Below are 16,954 nucleotides of genomic sequence, written 5' to 3' on the forward strand. Positions count from 1 at the left end.
CGAGCACCTGTAGTGGAAATCAACATCACATAACTTACTTATCAGTGATAATTTCCTGTAATAATTGACAAGTTCTTTTTTCAACAGCATGAGCGTGTTATTTAAACACGCTTTAACTTAAATTTCTTTCCCGCTCCAATATATTGTAATAATGATAGATCATCTTCAATAATCTTCCCTATTACATTTACTTTTTCATCACTTGGTAGATTTGTAAGCATAATTTGAAGCTCACCTCCATATCTACCGTATAATTCATTATCAATTGTTACCGAACCCGTTTTTCGAATAATCGTATTTACTGGCTTTAAACTGTATTCTCCAAAACTACCATATAATCTAGATTCCATTGACCTGATGACATCGCGTGCAGGGTCTTCACGGTTCGTATGGACTTGCTCGAAAGTGGAAAGGATTTCCTCTTCTTGTGAATAAGGTTTATATTTTAATTCAATAAAATCTTTCGTTTTTGATAGAGCTTCCATTGTTTCTAATTTTATACTAATGTCACCAACTAAGACTTTATCAACATAACAGTTTTGAGTTAAATCCAAATAAGCATGGAGCGGATTTATTCCACGATGCTTTTCTAATGTTGGTAGCCCTTTATAAAGTGGTCCCCTCATTTCATCGTTTCCGGGGATAAATGCCATTGTTGAAATTCCACAGCTTTGTAACCATTTATTTTTTTCGATTAAATAACTTGTTGCTAATCCTGTTTCTGGACGAGGATAAAAATTATGCCACGCTTCTACGTTTTCAGTTTGCAATCCATATTTAAGTAATTCATCTAAAAACACCGGTGAAAGTGTACTAGCATTTAGCGCAATTTTCATTTTTTTAGAAAGGTCTGCTATTTGTCTTTCATTAAGACCATAATCAACCCTTAATCCAGTAACTCCCCAATTTTGTATTTCACTAACGGTTGAGTAATCTAACCCTAAATGTGTAAGTGATTTTGCTGAAATATCCGCCATAAGCTCCATTTCATTTTCCATTGCCTGAGCACCAAGTAGTTGAAGAAGTGTTTTATAAGTTGAAGGGTCATCTTCTGGTATGTGTAAAGAAGTAAATATTGAACGAAATCCATTTTTCTTTGCTATTTCAATATATTTTTTATTCTTTTCAATATTTTTTTCAGATAAATAGATTGATATACCTAGCATAGTCGCGTTCCTTCTTCCTAATTTTAGATTAATACTATTTGCTTATCATTTTAAGCTTTCGAAATTAAAAGTCAATACAACTTATATTTCGAATGAAATTTCATTTCAAATAAATCAGCAAATTATGGAAGATTTTTATAATGATAGAGTCATAACAAAAAGAAAGGCAACATCAAAGTTACCTTTCTCATTTGAAATTATTTATATACTACGATTGAACCAACAGACTTATCAGTAGATTGACCATTAACTCGAACTTTTAAGCCGTAATGTCCGATGTTTCGACCAGCATCTGGTAAGAATGAGTTATTATAGTCTTTGCTATCATTAAATAATGAGATACCTACTTGACTAGGAGAAATCAATTTTTCTCCTGTTGTATAAGAAATGTTATAACCCGATGTTGGATTTAATCCGAATGCTGCATCCGCTACATGGAAACGTGAAGATGCTTTTGCTCCATAGTTCCATAATAAATTCGTGTCATCATGAGCATCAACAACACCTAAGAAACCATCACCTGGGTGAACACCTGTCCAGTTCTCTGTAAAGCTATCATCAACATACCATACGACTAATCCGCCATCATAGCTTAATAGAGAGCCTCCACGGTTAATGTGAGCTAAACCTTCGTCTGCACCTTTATGGTTACGCCATTCTAATAAGTAGTAATGATTTGAATATTTGTTACCATTGAATTTTGTGAATCCTTTTAATGTAAATGGAGAAGTTGCATTTTCTGCACCATCTTCAACAACTGTAGCGCCATCTGCTACTACTTTAATATTATCTGCAAAGAACCCAACATTTGAAGTACCCCAGTCAGTTGCAGAACGTAAGCGAAGTTGAATTTTTTGACCTTTATACTCTGATAAATCAAAGCTTTGTGCTTGCCATCCATCTGATTTGCCAGTAAAACCAGGCATAGAGTTTAAGATTGTTGGATAACCTTCAGAAACAACATCACTTCTAGTGTTGCTGTTACCTAATGACTTCCAAGTAGCTCCATTGTCAGTTGAAACTTGGACAAATGCGAAATCCCATTGTGGCTCCATATCGTACCAAGCATCAAATGTTAATGTTGCTGACGATTTACCTGTTAAATCTACATTTGTTACTAAGCTATTATCCATTTCATCTGCTTGTCCGCCCCAATATTCATAAGTGCCAGCAGCTGGTGTATTAACTGGAGTTACCTTTTCTGGTAAATTCACTTGAATCGCTTGGTTATTTTGTCCAAGTGGTGAATTTGCTTGGTCTAATAAGAATTGAGTACCTTTTGTCGTTACATCTTCCCAATTTACAACAGTTGGGTTCGTCCATTTTCCACCTAAAGTTGTTTGGAAATATGATTTTGCCCAAGGTGATAATCCAGTTGGCTCTGTTCCAGGAATTTTTCCTGCCCAAGAACCCGCTGACATGATTGACCAATATTCAACTGCGTCTCCAGCACCCGAGTAAATCGTATCGTACTCATCTGGTAATCCTAAATCATGTCCATATTCGTGTGCGAATACACCAGTTGCTCCGTCTTCAGGCATTATTGTATAGTCATAGAAACCAGGTTTACCTTTACCAAGTCCATCTAGATCAACGAATTTAGCAGAACGGTGTGACCAAATTGCATTGTCTCCAAGTTTACCACCACCAGCTTCTTGTCCCATACCTGCGTGAATAATTTGAAGATGATCAACTAAACCATCTGGCTCCCAATAGTTTCCATCTCCATCTAAATCATGTGGATCTTCTAAATCGTATTCTTCTAAAGGAATTCCTTTGGCTAGTGCAGCAGCATAAACATCAGCTATTAATTGTTTTGCTCCACCTCCGGCTACATTATCATGTCCAGTTTCAGAATCTTGTCCGTAAAATTCAGCAGTTCCTGGTACTTTTAACCAGCCGTATGCTTTACCTTCAACAGTATAAGTTCCACCAGATTGTTGTTCATAATATTGTTTTTGAGAAAGGAAGGTTTCTCCGTTTGGGCCTTTCACACCATTTTTACCAAAAATCATATCTTCATAGTGTTGTAGTGAATAGTCTGTATAGTAGTTATCTGTATCTGCCTTCGTAAGCGTATTATGAGGGAAATCAGAATACTCTACCGTTAATGTTAATAGCTTACCTTTCTTTACAACACCAGGAGAAGCTGACTCTTTAACTGGATCAGGATTACCCTTTAATTGGCCATTTTTCTTACCATTTCCATGTAATAATCCGTTATTAAAATCTTTAAATTCATTATGTTTAGCAGCTTCTGCTTTCTTAACTTTGCTAGCAATTGGATCTTTTCCTGTTACTAGATCCGCTTGGCCTTTAACCTCTAAATATTTTTGTAATGCAACTTGTTTCTGTGCTTTAGAAGCATTTGCAGAAATCACTCCACGTTTTACTAATGCAGCTAAAAGTTTTTCATCATTTACTAACGATAAATCTAAAGTACTTTTTGAGTGATTAGCCAATTGACTATGCACTTTACTTAAACTTTCAGATGATGCTGTTTTTAATGGAATTCCAGAAAATAATGTGCCTGCAACCATCACAGATGCGAAACTAGATAAAACAAACTTGTTCAAAATAAGCCCCCCTAAATAATTTTCAAAGTACATTTTAATAATATTCCAAAAATTCTTTAAATTATAGAGGGTTCTTTTCATCAAATACTGACAATTTTCGCATTTTTTTAATATTTTTCGTACTTTTTCGCATAATAGAATGACGAATTTCATCAATTTTTATAGGTTGCTTTTCTAAAAAACCAGTCTTTTAGGCTATATTATTCTTTTATTCTATTTTAAAAATATAGTCCTTTAGCATTATTACAATTATTAAAAAAATAATTAAAAATTGTAATATACGTAATTATTTCTATGTATATATAATTTTCAATTAATGTTTTTTCATTTTTGCTACTTCTAGTATTTGGAAAAAATCCAAAAAAAGAAGACAAGACAAAATTTACTTTTGCTCACCTTCTTCATGATCCAGATTCACTTTTATCTTCTTAACTTGCCCGCTTCTTCACTATATTCATGAAGCTTACTTGATACTTTGTTTCCGATTCGGTTAAAGCATATGACATATAAAGAATCGATTATATTTTGTTGTGCCATTTTAGAGGCTATACTCCCAATTCGATTATCTTGTTCCATATCTGGTGTACAAAGCTTGATATCTGCTTCCTTATATAACGGAGACTTCCCAAGCTTAGTAATCGCAATGATTGTAGCTCCCCTTTTCTTAGCAAAGCGTGCAAGCTCTAAAACATCTTTGGTTTTACCGGAGTTAGATACAGCTACAAAAATATCACCTTCCTCCATATGTCCCACTAGAGTGATGACCATATGGAAGTCAGGAGACATTATGGCATGGTAGCCAATTTTTCCAAATTTATACGCTCCGTCCATAGCCGATACAGCTGAACCGCCAACTCCATAAAATATAATCTTCTTAGCTTTTACAATTTCATCCGTTGCTTTTTCTAATTCTCTTTTATCTAAAGTTGATACTGTAGCTTCAATCGCAGCTTTATTTACATATGTTACTTTATTAAATAAATCATACGGCGTGTCCTTTTTATCCATTACAGAAAAGTCATTTATATTCATTTCAGCTACAGTCAAATCACGCACTAAGGCTATTTTAAACGCTTTAAAACTTCCAATTCCAATTGTTTTACAAAATCTAACAACACTCGCTTCACTAGCTCCAGTATTATTAGAAATATCTTTAGTCGTTAAGTTCGGAACTATTTCAGCATGATCCATTATATAGACAGCGATCTTTTTTTCTGCTTGCGTAAATCGATCCATATAATTTTCAATTTTTGATAAGATTGTTAAATGTTTCATTTACTAAACACCTTTCTGCTAAAAAACATACAAATACTATTATTCTCTATTATGAACTAAATGTTTAGAAAATCATATTAATAACCAAATAAAGTCGCTTTTTTAGTACTTTCTACATTAAAAATCTTCTTCAAAATGAAAAAGTGTAGGAAAAATTCTTCCCTACACTTTACTAGTTTGCATCCTTATTGCTGTACTGTAACTGTTTGTGGTTTAACAGATACTTTAAATCCATCTTTACTAGAAACATCCGCAGAGATTGAATAAGTTCCATTAGGGACATCAGCTTCTGGAGTCCATTTCAAATGGATTTCAGTTTGATTTTCCACATTTAAAGAATCAACTACGTTACCATTAACGTCTTTAATATATACTTTCCAGTTTACAGCGTTATTTGCAAAGGCATTGATTCCAGCAGGCGTTTTTGCATTTACATTTTTATTTGGATATACACTGAAGTAACTAACGAGCATTTCTTCATTGATATAAGAAGGATCTCCCCAAACAGTATAGCTATGGTTGAGAGCATAATCTGCTCCTAATACTACTAGACTCTTTGGCTCTTCATTTACAAGAATAGATGTTGCACCTTGTTGTAGTGGAGTATACTTACCATTGCACCAAACGATTGCTCCATTATAGCCACTACCACTATCTGTTGCTTTAAAGGAGATTTCATATTTTCCATCCTTAGGTGTTACTTTTATATCGGAAACAGCTGGGGCAACTGAGTCAATATGCAATGGAAGTTTTACGATTTGTGGCTTCGCGCCATTATAATCAAGCGTCGTTTTGATTACATAATTATAAACGCCATCCTTCACTACTTGCCCATTTTGATCCTTTAAATCCCAGAAGTATCCAGTAGTCAAATAGTCTCTGTATGACATAATGTTTTTACGGAATTTCCAAGGTTGACCAGTCCCAGTGTATTCACTAAAATCACCTAAGTATTGAATCTGTTTACCGTTTTGATCTTCTACATACATTTCTGCCTTCTGTAAGTTACGAAGTACTGTAAATGATGGGTATACTTCGTTTAATGGTGTATTTGGAGACATAACAATTCGATCCATATTAAACTTTCCTGTTCTTGGATCATAACCTAATGGGAATACCCCTTCTGCTCCAATTTCGTCATTCCATAGCGTTGTATAACCTAAAAATGCTTCTTTTTCATATGCTGCAGGGTCAATATTTTTAGGCTCGTCCCACTTACCATTAAAGCCCATATATGGTACTGTTAGAGGCACTGCTAAATCGCTATTTTTCCCAGTTGGAACAAGGCGCACAAATCCTTCAACAAATTCATTTTTCTTCATCGTTCTAGGTAAACGAATTTCAACATTAAGATTTTTCTTTTGGCCAGATTTAATTTTTAATGTTGCACCTTCAGATCCAGATAATTTTTCGCCGTTTACATATACTGAAGCACCTTCAATAGGTTCGCTTGTTAAAGTTAAGTAATCTTTCGTATCTAATGCTCCGTCAGCGTCTAAGTCAAACTGCTTCGTTTCAATTCCATCCGTTAATAAATCTACATTTACAGTATACTCATATTCTTCCTTAGGTTTCCCAGTTTCAAGTGACTCAACATTTAAGTTAAAGATCGCTCTATCATTTTTAATTTCCTTTAATGCAACCGCTCCGGCTTTTTCGAGAGGTGTATTTTTTCTTGTAACAATAACAGGCGTTTTAATCGCATTTTGAATTTGCATTAAACCAGATCCTTGAATACGCGGTGAATATGGTACTTCGTTATTTGTACGAGGATCTTGTACTAATTTAGCAGTATTCATTAAAGCAATTTTCGCTTTTAAAGCTGCTTCTTCTGAATGCTTCAAGCCTTTTTCGTAAAGTGATTGTAATACTAATGCAGAACCACCAGCAACATGTGGAGTTGCCATAGACGTACCGCTCATCACTTCATATCCATTATCTGGTACAGTTGAGTAAATATCCCCCCCTGGTGCAGATAGTTCTGGCTTAAAGTCTAGTGTATGCGGTGCTCCGTAAGATGAGAAATATGACATTGTGTTCTTATCTGGATTGTCTACATATACCCCTTTAGACGGTTTCATTTTTACAATATAACCGCTTGTTAACTTAGAAATTAATGAATCACCGATTGCTTTACTTGTCGTAGCTGCCTGCGGATATAAAGAGTAAGGACTCCAATACACTCTCGGATAATCAACATCCTCATTTGCAGGAACAAGGATAACCGCTTTTGCGTGCTTCTTCTGCGCTTCAGATTGAATATAAGAATAAGTACCATACTTTACTTTTGGTTTAGCTACTACAATCTTGCCTGTTAAATCAGGAAGATTTTTAAAATCCGCCGTTTTCCCTTCTCCTACATATACCATTTCATAAGATTCTAAAGGAGATAATACTTTAGATAGGTTAAAGTTATATTGCGTTTGATCTAGATATGGAAGCTGCAACCCATTTTCTTCTTGTAACGAGCTCATATGTATACTTGTATTCTCATATGATGCAACTGAAATAGCATAAGGGCTTACTCCTGGTTCCCCAACTGTACCAATATCCGGATTTTCAGCATATGGCTTAGCAGAAGATTGTAACAAATTATTTTGTGTACTATAAGCTGAGTTTCCACCAGCTACTACTACAAGCGTACCTTGCTCAGTCGCTTCGCGAATCGCTTTTTGAATTGGATCATCTATTTCACTAACAAATCCAGAATCGGATCCTAAACTCATATTAATAACATCTGCACCCATTGTTACAGCGTGCTCAATACCTGCAATGATGTCATCCTCATAAGCACCACTAGCCTTATCTGAGAATACTTTTTCAGCTAAAAGTTGTACACCTGGAGCAATACCTTGCACTCCATCGTTCGATTCATCACCATTTGCACCAACTGTACCAGCCACGTGCATACCGTGTTCATTCCCGGCACCATGCGGAATTACATCTGTATCATGATCCGCCCAGTCATAACCAGTTGGAACTTTGTCACTATACCAAACGTCACCAACACTTGTTTGATCAAGCTTGCTTTGAATGGTATCTTTCGTCCATTTTTCTTTTGCCTTCCCTTTTTCAGTAATCGTCATATCTTTATGTGTATAATCGATTCCTGTATCAACAACAGCTACTAACAATCCTTCACCTTCGTATCCGTAACTTTGCCATACCTTTTGAGCTTGTACTAATTCTTTACTTGCACCCATTGATGGTTGGAACTTTCTTGCAATATGGACATTTGTTACACCAGGTGTTCCTTGAATATCTTTTAAGTTACGATATTCAGTTTCCATACTAAATCCATTAAAGCCTTCATAAAAACGTTGCTTAATTTTAGGAGTCGATCTTTCCTTTGAAATTTGTGAGATTACTTGATCCTGCTTTTGTTTAAAACGTGTCTTTTTGATTTCAGTAGTTGAATCCGAGGTTGATGGTTCCTCAACTTCAACAATTACACGTACTTTATCATTTGGTTTATAAGCTTGGACATTTTTTAATTCTTGATATCCAAATGGGTCTACAGCTTCTCCCCCAGCTTTCTTCTTTTCATTGGCAAATATCTTTTGACCCTGTTTTACAATTTCATCTAAATTTGGCGCCGGCACTTGATTTTCATTTGTTCCCTCAGCAAATCCAGTTGATGTAAATAACATGGAAGCTAAAGTTGTCGTTGCAAGGACTTTGTATGGAAAACTTTTTCTCTTCTTCATTTCTAATCTCCTCTTCAGTAAACTTTAATGTTCTCAATCTATTAAAATAAAAATAGATCCAATGAATCGCTAATCTTTTACTAAGAAACTTGATACTAACTTAATTTTAATGATGTAACCCCTATAATCATATTGGGTTATTCAATCGGACTTTTGGCATATTCATTAGAAGAGAACTTAAAAAATTCAAGTAGAAAAAGAGAAGTTTTTGACGTATTCAGTCGAGGATATTCGAAAAAACCGTATTAAATCGGGAAAATCAACAGAATAGGTGAGACATTTTAAGGTTTAATAGAATATATGAAGCAATTTTTATACCTCCATTAAGAACTACTCTTTTTAGAATAGGTAAAAATATACTCTATTGTATTCACCGGATAATCCGTCTTTACTATAATTGCGACAAGTTTTTACGTATTTCTTACATAATCGCTTGTATTGTTCATGAGTAGGTATAAAATGGGGCAGTTTTTTTATAAATAATAGACCTATGACTAAAAAACACTTCATTTTGATGGATTATTTAATAAAATTGACTCAATCTTGATCGTTTTGAGATGTTTATTTGCGATTCTACGATTTTATTTGCGATTCCACATTTTTATTTGCGATTTTTAATTACGTATTATCTCCCTCAAAAAATAAAATCAGAATATTTCACACAATTCACAAATCTTTAATTGTTAAATTACCTTTTTATGGATAGAATGGATTTGTAGGCTTTTAAATACATAACAAATAGGAGTGAATTAAATGCCAATCGATGTTTATTTAAACTTTAATGGAAATACTCGCGAAGCAGTTGAATTCTATGCAACTGTATTTAACACAGAAACACCAAAAATCATGACGTTTGGTGAAGCACCACCAAACCCTGAGTACCCACTACCAGAAGAAGCAAAAAATTTAGTTATGCATACAAGACTTAACATTAGCGGTAGTAACGTTATGTTCTCAGATACATTCCCTGGTTTCCCTTTTAACCAAGGAAATAATATTCATCTATCTTTCTTAAGTGAAGATCTAGATGAACTTAGATCTGTCTTCACTAAATTAAGTGATGGCGGGAAAGTAGAAATGGAGCTTCAAGAAACTTTTTGGAGTAAAGCTTATGGCAGTCTAACTGACAAATTCGGCATCCACTGGATGTTTAATCACGGAACCGGTGGATTTTAATTTTCAAATGACAAATAAAGGAAATGAACCTTTTTTATAAGATTCATTTCCTTTTATTTATTTGCATCCTCTTACTCCCCCAATTATCGCAAACTATCTATATTTCAGTTAGGTGCAGTAATTGTAATCGGAGCGATGCAGTTCATTAAGGGGAATCCAACGTTCATCTTAAAGAAAGAGCTTATTTGGTAGAAGATATCAAATAAATAGACTATCTAAAAAATAAAAAGCATCGGAATAACTAAAAATTCCAATGCTTTTTTATTACTGTAGTTATGACTTAAATTCTATTTGCTCCAAGTATAATCCGCCTGGGTCTGCAAGATTACTCACTTGTCCTCGATCCTTCAAATCAATTATTTTCGGTATATGATCGGCATTTAACCTACCAGCGCCAGCATCAATCAGTGTTCCTACAATTTTTCTAACCATATTGTATAAGAACCCATTTCCGCTTATTCTGATTTGAATAAATCCATCTTTCTTTTCAAAATCAATTGAGTAAATTTCTCGAACCATCGATTTCTTCTTAGACTTGGCATTTGAGAATGCTGTAAAATCGTGCTCACCTAAAAAGTATTTTGCGGCAGCCTTCATTAATTTGAGATCTAGTTTTTCTTCTACATGCATACTATATTTGCGCATAAATGGATTCGAATATTCTTCATTCCAAATTTTGTATAAATACGTTTTAGCGCTAGTATTATATCTTGAATGAAAACGGTCTGATTCCATGGAAACTTCTTTTATACTAATATCATTAGGTAGATAACGATTTAAATAATTTCTAACTTCTAATTCAGGTAAGCTTTCTTTTATTTTAAAATTAGCAACCTGCTCAAATGCATGCACACCTGCATCCGTCCGACTGCTTCCAATAATTTCAATTTGTCTTCCTACCATTTCAGATAGTACATTTTCGATTTTACCTTGAATTGTATTTTCACCATTACCAAGCCTTTGCCAACCTTTATAACGGGCCCCGTCATATTGAATGATTAATTTATAATTGTTCATCTCTTACTCCTTTAACTAACTAATATGTATTCGTTCCAATTGAAACTTGTACTCCCTTTCCCTAAGACATAACTTTTATCATTTTTCACAAACTAAATTGTATAACATATAGTAGAAATAACGAAATTTTTCTTTATACTAGTATTAACTATTGTGATTGGAGAAAACCATGGTACTTGATGAGTTAGCTTTAAAAATCATAAACGAAGTTAGGAAACTTATCCACGAGGATATTATTATTATAAATACAGAGGGCATTATTATAGCAAGTACAGACCCAACACGAACTGGCACATTTCATGAAGGCTCTTTAATTGCAATTAATGAGAGAAAAACGTTTACGATTACATCTGATGATGAAAACCGATTAAATGGAGTAAAGGCTGGTATTAATCTTCCTATTTATTTTCAAAATGAAATAGTCGGAGTGATTGGAATTACAGGAAATCCCGAGCAAATTTCACCTTTTGGAGAAATGCTTCGTAGAATGACAGAATTATTAATAAGAGAAAACTATTATACGGATCAAATTGATCTACAACAAAGAGCTCTTGAAGTATTTGTATTTGATTGGATTCAACATATTGAGTGGGATGAACATTTTTACGAGCGTTCTACTATGCTAAATATTGATTTGAATTTTTTAAGGCAAGTTATCATATTCGAATGGGAAAATTCAAATATACTTCCAATTGATACAAGACAACTAATAATAGATTTAACAAATCGAAATAAAGATGACGTATTTGTTCGTTGGGGCAATAATCGAATTGTATTCTTAATGAAGGTTGATGACTCCCAAAAAGATATTCATAAACTACAAAGAATCAATGATCTATATGAAATCATAAAAAGTCGATTAAATTCACCCATCGCTGCAGGTGTTGGGCAAACAATTCCCCCAAAACAATTACATCAATCATACCATCAAGCAGCTCGTTCATTAAAAGTTGCATTAAAAACAAGTTCAATTATTTATGATGAAGATTTAACAATTGATTTAATACTACAGGAACTTTCACAAGAGATTAAGAAAACATTTATAGACCGTACTATTGCACCGATAATAAAAGAAGAAGATTTATTTATTACAATTAAAGAGTATATAAACCATAACCAATCTCTTAAAAATACCGCACAATCACTACATATTCATATCAACACACTTCTGTATCGCCTAAGTAAAATTACTGAATTAACGAAACTAAATCCTAAAGACATCCGAGATTTATCTAAATTGTATATAGGAACATACCTACTAGATGATTCTACAAAAAAACACCGATAATAGGTGTTTTTTCTGTATGTTCCTCTATAGTAAATTCATCTACTAACTCTTTATACTTGAATTAAGATAATGGGGGGAATTTAGTTATGATTACAAAAGACATTGCTCAAAGCTTTATAGCAATTGTTGGAAAAGAAAATTATGATGATTCAAAAGTAGAAAGACTCGTATATTCTTACGACGCTACACCAAATTTGCAATCACTTCCGGATGCTGTCATTAGTCCTCGTTCTACTAAGGAAATATCCGAAGTTGTGAAAATTTGTAACGAAAACCACATTCCGATTGTACCTAGAGGCTCTGGAACGAATTTATGTGGTGGTACTTGTCCAACAGACGGCGGAATCGTTTTACTATTTAAGCATTTAAATAATATTCTTGAGATCGATGAAGAAAACTTAACAATTACTGTTCAACCTGGTGTCATTACCCTTGATATGATCAATACAATCGAAGAAAAAGGATTATTTTATCCACCAGATCCTAGCTCAATGAAAATTTCTACGATTGGCGGAAATATTAATGAAAATTCAGGTGGCTTACGCGGATTAAAATATGGCGTAACACGTGATTATGTTATTGCTCTTGAAATCGTATTAGCAAACGGAGACATTATTCGAACTGGCGGAAAACTAGCTAAAGACGTTGCAGGATATGATTTTACACGTCTATTTGTTGGTTCTGAAGGAACATTAGGTATTATTACTGAGGCTACTTTAAAGCTTATTCCAATGCCAGAAACGAAAAAAACAATGCTTGCATTATATGATAGCTTAGAGGATGCTGCTAAAACTGTATCTAAAATTATCGCGAATAAAATTATTCCTACTTCTCTTGAATTTATGGATCAACCTACTCTAGAAGTTGTGGAAAACTTTGCGCAGATCGGGCTACCGACCGATGTAAAAGCCGTTTTATTAATTGAACAAGATGGTCCCGGAGAAGTTGTAAATAGAGATATCGAATTAATAAAATCAATCTGTCTGCAGGAAAAATGTAGTTCAGTTAGTGTAGCAAAGTCCGAAGAAGAAGCAGTAGCATTACGTACGGCTAGACGCTCTGCTCTTTCAGCTCTTGCACAATTAAGACCGACAACAATTTTAGAGGATGCAACTGTACCTCGTTCAAAAATTGCTGAAATGGTTACTGCAATTAATGAAATTGCAGTAAAACATAATGTAAAAATTTGTACATTCGGTCATGCGGGTGACGGTAATCTACATCCTACATGTCCAACGGATGCTCGTGACCATGAAGAAATGGAACGTGTAGAAGAGGCATTTGCAGAGATATTTGAAAAGGCAATTGAACTAGGCGGCACGATCACAGGTGAACACGGTGTTGGAATCGTAAAAGCACCTTACCTCGAATTAAAGCTAGGTAAAGAAGGCATTAACGCAATGCTTGCTGTCAAATCAGCTTTAGATCCAAATCACATTATGAACCCTGGTAAAGTCTTTGCAAAAGATAGTCGTAAAAGAATGGTGGTGTCAAAATGACAACACTTAAAGAACAACAAGCGATTGGTCTACAATTTAAAGAACGTATGAACGAAGACGAGCTTTTAAACTGTATGCGATGCGGTTTTTGTTTACCTAGCTGTCCAACTTATATTGAATCTGGCCAAAAAGAATCGCACTCACCACGTGGACGTATCGCTCTAATGAAAGCAGTAACGGACGGTTTAATTGAACCAGATGAGGATGTGGAACGTACACTTGAGCTTTGTCTTGGCTGTCGTGCATGTGAGCCCGTTTGTCCTTCTGGTGTAAAATACGGTCATTTACTAGAAGAAGCAAGAGATATTATTGCGCAACACAAAAAACATTCTCTTCCTGCACGTGCTGTACGTAAAGTCGTATTTAAAGAACTGTTTCCACACCAAAAGCGTATGAGATTAGCAGTAGGTCTTTTAGGGTTATATCAACGAACAGGCCTTCAAGTCGTTGCAAGAAAAGCTGGAATCATGAAGCTTATTCCAAACAATTTATCTGCAATGGAAAAGGTTTTACCAAAGGTTCCTACTATGAAACAAATGAAATCACGACCTGATTATTTACCTCCATTAAAAGAAAAAGTTAAGAAGGTTGCATTTTTCTCTGGATGTTTAATGGATACAATGTTCCTAGACACAAACAATGCCACGATGAAGCTTTTACAATTAGCTGGCTGTGAAATTGTTATTCCAAAAGATCAAGCATGCTGTGGTGCATTACATGGACATAGCGGTGAAAAATCAATTGCAAAAGATATGGCAAGAAAAAATATCGAGGCTTTCGAAAATCTTGGAGTAGACTATATTATCACAAATGCAGGTGGCTGTGGTGGCTTCCTAATTGACTACGATCACCTTCTTAAAGATGATCCAAATTGGAAAGATCGAGCTATTTCATTTAAAAATAAACTAAAAGATATATCAGAAATCCTAGTGGAAGTTGAATTTCATAAAAAAGTAAAACTAAGTTTGCCAGAACAAATTATTACGTATCAAGATTCATGTCATTTAAGAAATGTCATGAGAACTGCTTCCGCTCCAAGAACGCTATTGAAGTCCATTCAAAATGTGTACTATCACGAAATGAAAGACGCAGACCGTTGTTGCGGTTCAGCTGGTATTTACAATATCGTCGAATCAGAAATGTCAATGCAAATACTAGATTACAAGATGAAGCAAGCAACAAAAACGCAAGCTACTACAATTGTAACTGCTAACCCTGGATGCTTACTTCAAATGAAGCTAGGTGTAGACCGAGAAAATCAATCAGATCGTGTAGAAGTCGTGCATATAGTTGATTTACTATTAAAAGCAGCTGAATACGAAGCGAAATCATTACTATAATGAAAGAGCACAAGGAATTTATTTTTCCTTGTGTCAGACTGTTGACAAACGCTCGCTTTCNNCGGTGCTCATTACCGTTTAGGGTAACTCCGCTCCTCATCAGGCTTCGCGCCTCGAAAGACAAGCGCTTGCAATCAGTCTGAGAATCAAATTTTTGGGACTTTGTCTACACTCAGGCACAAGGAATTTATTTTTCCTTGTGTTTTTTTATATAAATCATATATGACTATTTTCAATTACTTCTAAATTTTGTTTTACGTTTGATTAAAATTTTTTTAAAATTCTACTTCAACTTGTAAACGAATAACATTTTATTAAGACTTTATAATTTGAGTTGAGGTGATATCTTTGATTCAAAAATTACTGCTTTCTATGGAGCAAATGCTATACATAATTCAAAATGGACTACCAAAAACGAATTCACCAAAACACGTAACCATAATTGGTTCAGGAATCTCTGGTCTAGTTGCTTCTTCACTTTTAAAAGATGCTGGTCATAAAGTTACCATTATTGAAGCAAATAACAGAATAGGTGGGAGAATTTACACAAAAAGAGAACCATTTATAAATAATCAATATGTAGATCTTGGTGCAATGCGTATCCCCTCTTTTCATCATTTAGTATTTGAATATATAAAAAAATTTAATTTACCAGTAAATGAATTCATTAATAGTACTCCAAATGATCTTATTTTCATCAATAACGTATTAACAAATGAAAATAATTATAAAGCGAATCCAGATCAATTAAATTTTAAAGTCTCAGAAAGTGAAAAAGGAAAAACTGCTTTAGAGTTACTCTTACTAGCAGTCGGTCCAGTAATTGATTTTATTAATCAAGATCCTGAAAAAAATTGGGAAGTCATTATTAAATTGTATGATCATTATTCAATGGCAAACTTTTTAAAATATAACCCTGTTGGTGTTTCCTTAACTACTGAAGCCATTAACTTCGTTGAAACAATGGTTGGATTAGAAGGGTTTTCCGAACTTGCATTTACATCGATATTAAGGGAAGTTTTAATCCTCATATCAAAAGACTTAAAACTTTATGAAATTACCGGGGGAACAGATCAGCTTATTAATGGATTTTTGCCACAACTTAAAGACCATATTGTTACGAATCAAAGAGTTAAAAAAATTATTCAACAAGAATCAAACGTAACAATATATACTGAAAATCAAATTCTTAATACAGAGCACCAACTTAAAAGTGACTTTGTTATTTCAACAATTCCATTTTCTTTATTAAATTTTGTAGACCTACTTCCCTTTGAGTCTATTTCATATGAAAAAAGAAAAGTTATTAGAAAAATACATTATGCAAACTCAACTAAAATAGCTCTTCAATTTAAAACTAGATTTTGGGAAAAATATGGAATAAGTGGTGGTAAATTAACTACTGACCTACCGATAAAGTTTTCATATTTCCCTAGTCACAGACCAGGAGATTCAGTAAATACAGGGATTATGTTAGCGAGTTATACATGGGAGGATGATTCTAGTATTTGGAATAATATGACACAAGCAGAACGTATAAAAATTGCGTTAAACGATCTATCTTATATCTTTGGAAGTGAAGTGTTTAATGAATTTTTAATAGGTTATTCACATGATTGGAATGAATTTCCTTATTCTGGGGGAGCATTTGTTATGTTTAAACCTGATCAAATTAAAGAATTAGGTCAATTTATTAGTACTCCTGAGGGAAGAATTCATTTCGCTGGTTCTCATTCATCTACCACACCTGGCTGGATGGAAGGTGCAATTGAAGCTGGAATTAGAACAGCGTATGAAGTTAATAACAGATAAAATTTTCATCTGTCACATTGCCCGCCAAACGCTCGCTTTCTTCGTTGTTTCGCCTGCTAAAGCGGTGCTCATTACCGTCGATGGTAACCCCGCTCTTC

At 34.2% G+C, this 16,954-nt stretch carries 10 protein-coding genes; 5 read left to right on the plus strand and 5 right to left on the minus strand.

The annotated features are described in order from the left end of the window. Positions 1-101: 101 nt before the first annotated feature. The 4 genes from COC46_RS18815 to COC46_RS18830 form a co-directional block, all read right to left on the minus strand. Complete coding sequence (locus tag COC46_RS18815) at positions 102-1,166, minus strand: DUF871 domain-containing protein (protein ID WP_098811444.1); 1,065 nt, start codon at positions 1,164-1,166, stop codon at positions 102-104. 197 nt (positions 1,167-1,363) lie between these two features. Then, entirely contained in the window at positions 1,364-3,742 is a 2,379-nt protein-coding gene (locus tag COC46_RS18820; protein ID WP_098811445.1) for an immune inhibitor A domain-containing protein, read from the minus strand. Between the two features lie 420 nt (positions 3,743-4,162). Next, positions 4,163-5,017, minus strand: a complete 855-nt coding sequence (locus tag COC46_RS18825) for a MurR/RpiR family transcriptional regulator (RefSeq protein WP_098811446.1) — start codon at positions 5,015-5,017, stop codon at positions 4,163-4,165. Between the two features lie 185 nt (positions 5,018-5,202). After that, entirely contained in the window at positions 5,203-8,724 is a 3,522-nt protein-coding gene (locus COC46_RS18830; RefSeq protein WP_098811447.1) for a S8 family serine peptidase, read from the minus strand. Positions 8,725-9,477: 753 nt separating this feature from the next. Here COC46_RS18830 and COC46_RS18835 point away from each other — a divergent pair. Further along, positions 9,478-9,900, plus strand: coding sequence for a VOC family protein (locus COC46_RS18835; RefSeq protein ID WP_098811448.1), 423 nt, complete (start codon positions 9,478-9,480; stop codon positions 9,898-9,900). A gap of 273 nt (positions 9,901-10,173) precedes the next feature. Here the strand turns inward: COC46_RS18835 and truA are convergent, their stop codons facing one another. Continuing rightward, positions 10,174-10,917 carry a tRNA pseudouridine(38-40) synthase TruA gene (gene truA, locus COC46_RS18840; protein WP_098811449.1) on the minus strand — a complete coding sequence of 248 codons (744 nt, stop codon included), beginning with the start codon at positions 10,915-10,917 and terminating at the stop codon, positions 10,174-10,176. Positions 10,918-11,086: 169 nt separating this feature from the next. On the opposite strand from truA, the gene COC46_RS18845 reads away from it, so the two are divergent. The 4 genes from COC46_RS18845 (at position 11,087) to COC46_RS18860 (ending at position 16,856) form a co-directional block, all read left to right on the plus strand. Further along, positions 11,087-12,205, plus strand: coding sequence for a CdaR family transcriptional regulator (locus COC46_RS18845; protein ID WP_098811450.1), 1,119 nt, complete (start codon positions 11,087-11,089; stop codon positions 12,203-12,205). Between the two features lie 86 nt (positions 12,206-12,291). Beyond that, on the plus strand, positions 12,292-13,704 hold the full coding sequence (gene glcD, locus COC46_RS18850) for a glycolate oxidase subunit GlcD (RefSeq protein WP_098811451.1): 1,413 nt from the start codon (positions 12,292-12,294) through the stop codon (positions 13,702-13,704). Beyond that, positions 13,701-15,044, plus strand: a complete 1,344-nt coding sequence (locus tag COC46_RS18855; protein ID WP_098811452.1) for a (Fe-S)-binding protein — start codon at positions 13,701-13,703, stop codon at positions 15,042-15,044. The genes glcD and COC46_RS18855 overlap by 4 nt, the downstream gene beginning before the upstream one ends. A gap of 348 nt (positions 15,045-15,392) precedes the next feature. Further along, positions 15,393-16,856 (plus strand): flavin monoamine oxidase family protein, encoded by a 1,464-nt coding sequence (locus tag COC46_RS18860; RefSeq protein WP_255294972.1) that lies wholly within the window; start codon positions 15,393-15,395, stop codon positions 16,854-16,856. The last annotated feature ends 98 nt before the right edge of the window (positions 16,857-16,954 follow it).

It is taken from the genome of Bacillus sp. AFS041924, assembly GCF_002577195.1.
GTDB lineage: Bacteria > Bacillota > Bacilli > Bacillales > Bacillaceae_G > Gottfriedia.

What these genes read in the sequence shown, in the direction of transcription:
- COC46_RS18830 (WP_098811447.1), bottom strand. Translation starts at nt 8,724, where the DNA reads ATGAAGAAGAGAAAAAGTTTTCCATACAAAGTCCTTGCAACGACAACT.
- COC46_RS18815 (WP_098811444.1), bottom strand. Translation starts at nt 1,166, where the DNA reads ATGCTAGGTATATCAATCTATTTATCTGAAAAAAATATTGAAAAGAAT.
- COC46_RS18845 (WP_098811450.1), top strand. Translation starts at nt 11,087, where the DNA reads ATGGTACTTGATGAGTTAGCTTTAAAAATCATAAACGAAGTTAGGAAA.
- COC46_RS18855 (WP_098811452.1), top strand. Translation starts at nt 13,701, where the DNA reads ATGACAACACTTAAAGAACAACAAGCGATTGGTCTACAATTTAAAGAA.
- COC46_RS18835 (WP_098811448.1), top strand. Translation starts at nt 9,478, where the DNA reads ATGCCAATCGATGTTTATTTAAACTTTAATGGAAATACTCGCGAAGCA.
- COC46_RS18825 (WP_098811446.1), bottom strand. Translation starts at nt 5,017, where the DNA reads ATGAAACATTTAACAATCTTATCAAAAATTGAAAATTATATGGATCGA.
- glcD (WP_098811451.1), top strand. Translation starts at nt 12,292, where the DNA reads ATGATTACAAAAGACATTGCTCAAAGCTTTATAGCAATTGTTGGAAAA.
- truA (WP_098811449.1), bottom strand. Translation starts at nt 10,917, where the DNA reads ATGAACAATTATAAATTAATCATTCAATATGACGGGGCCCGTTATAAA.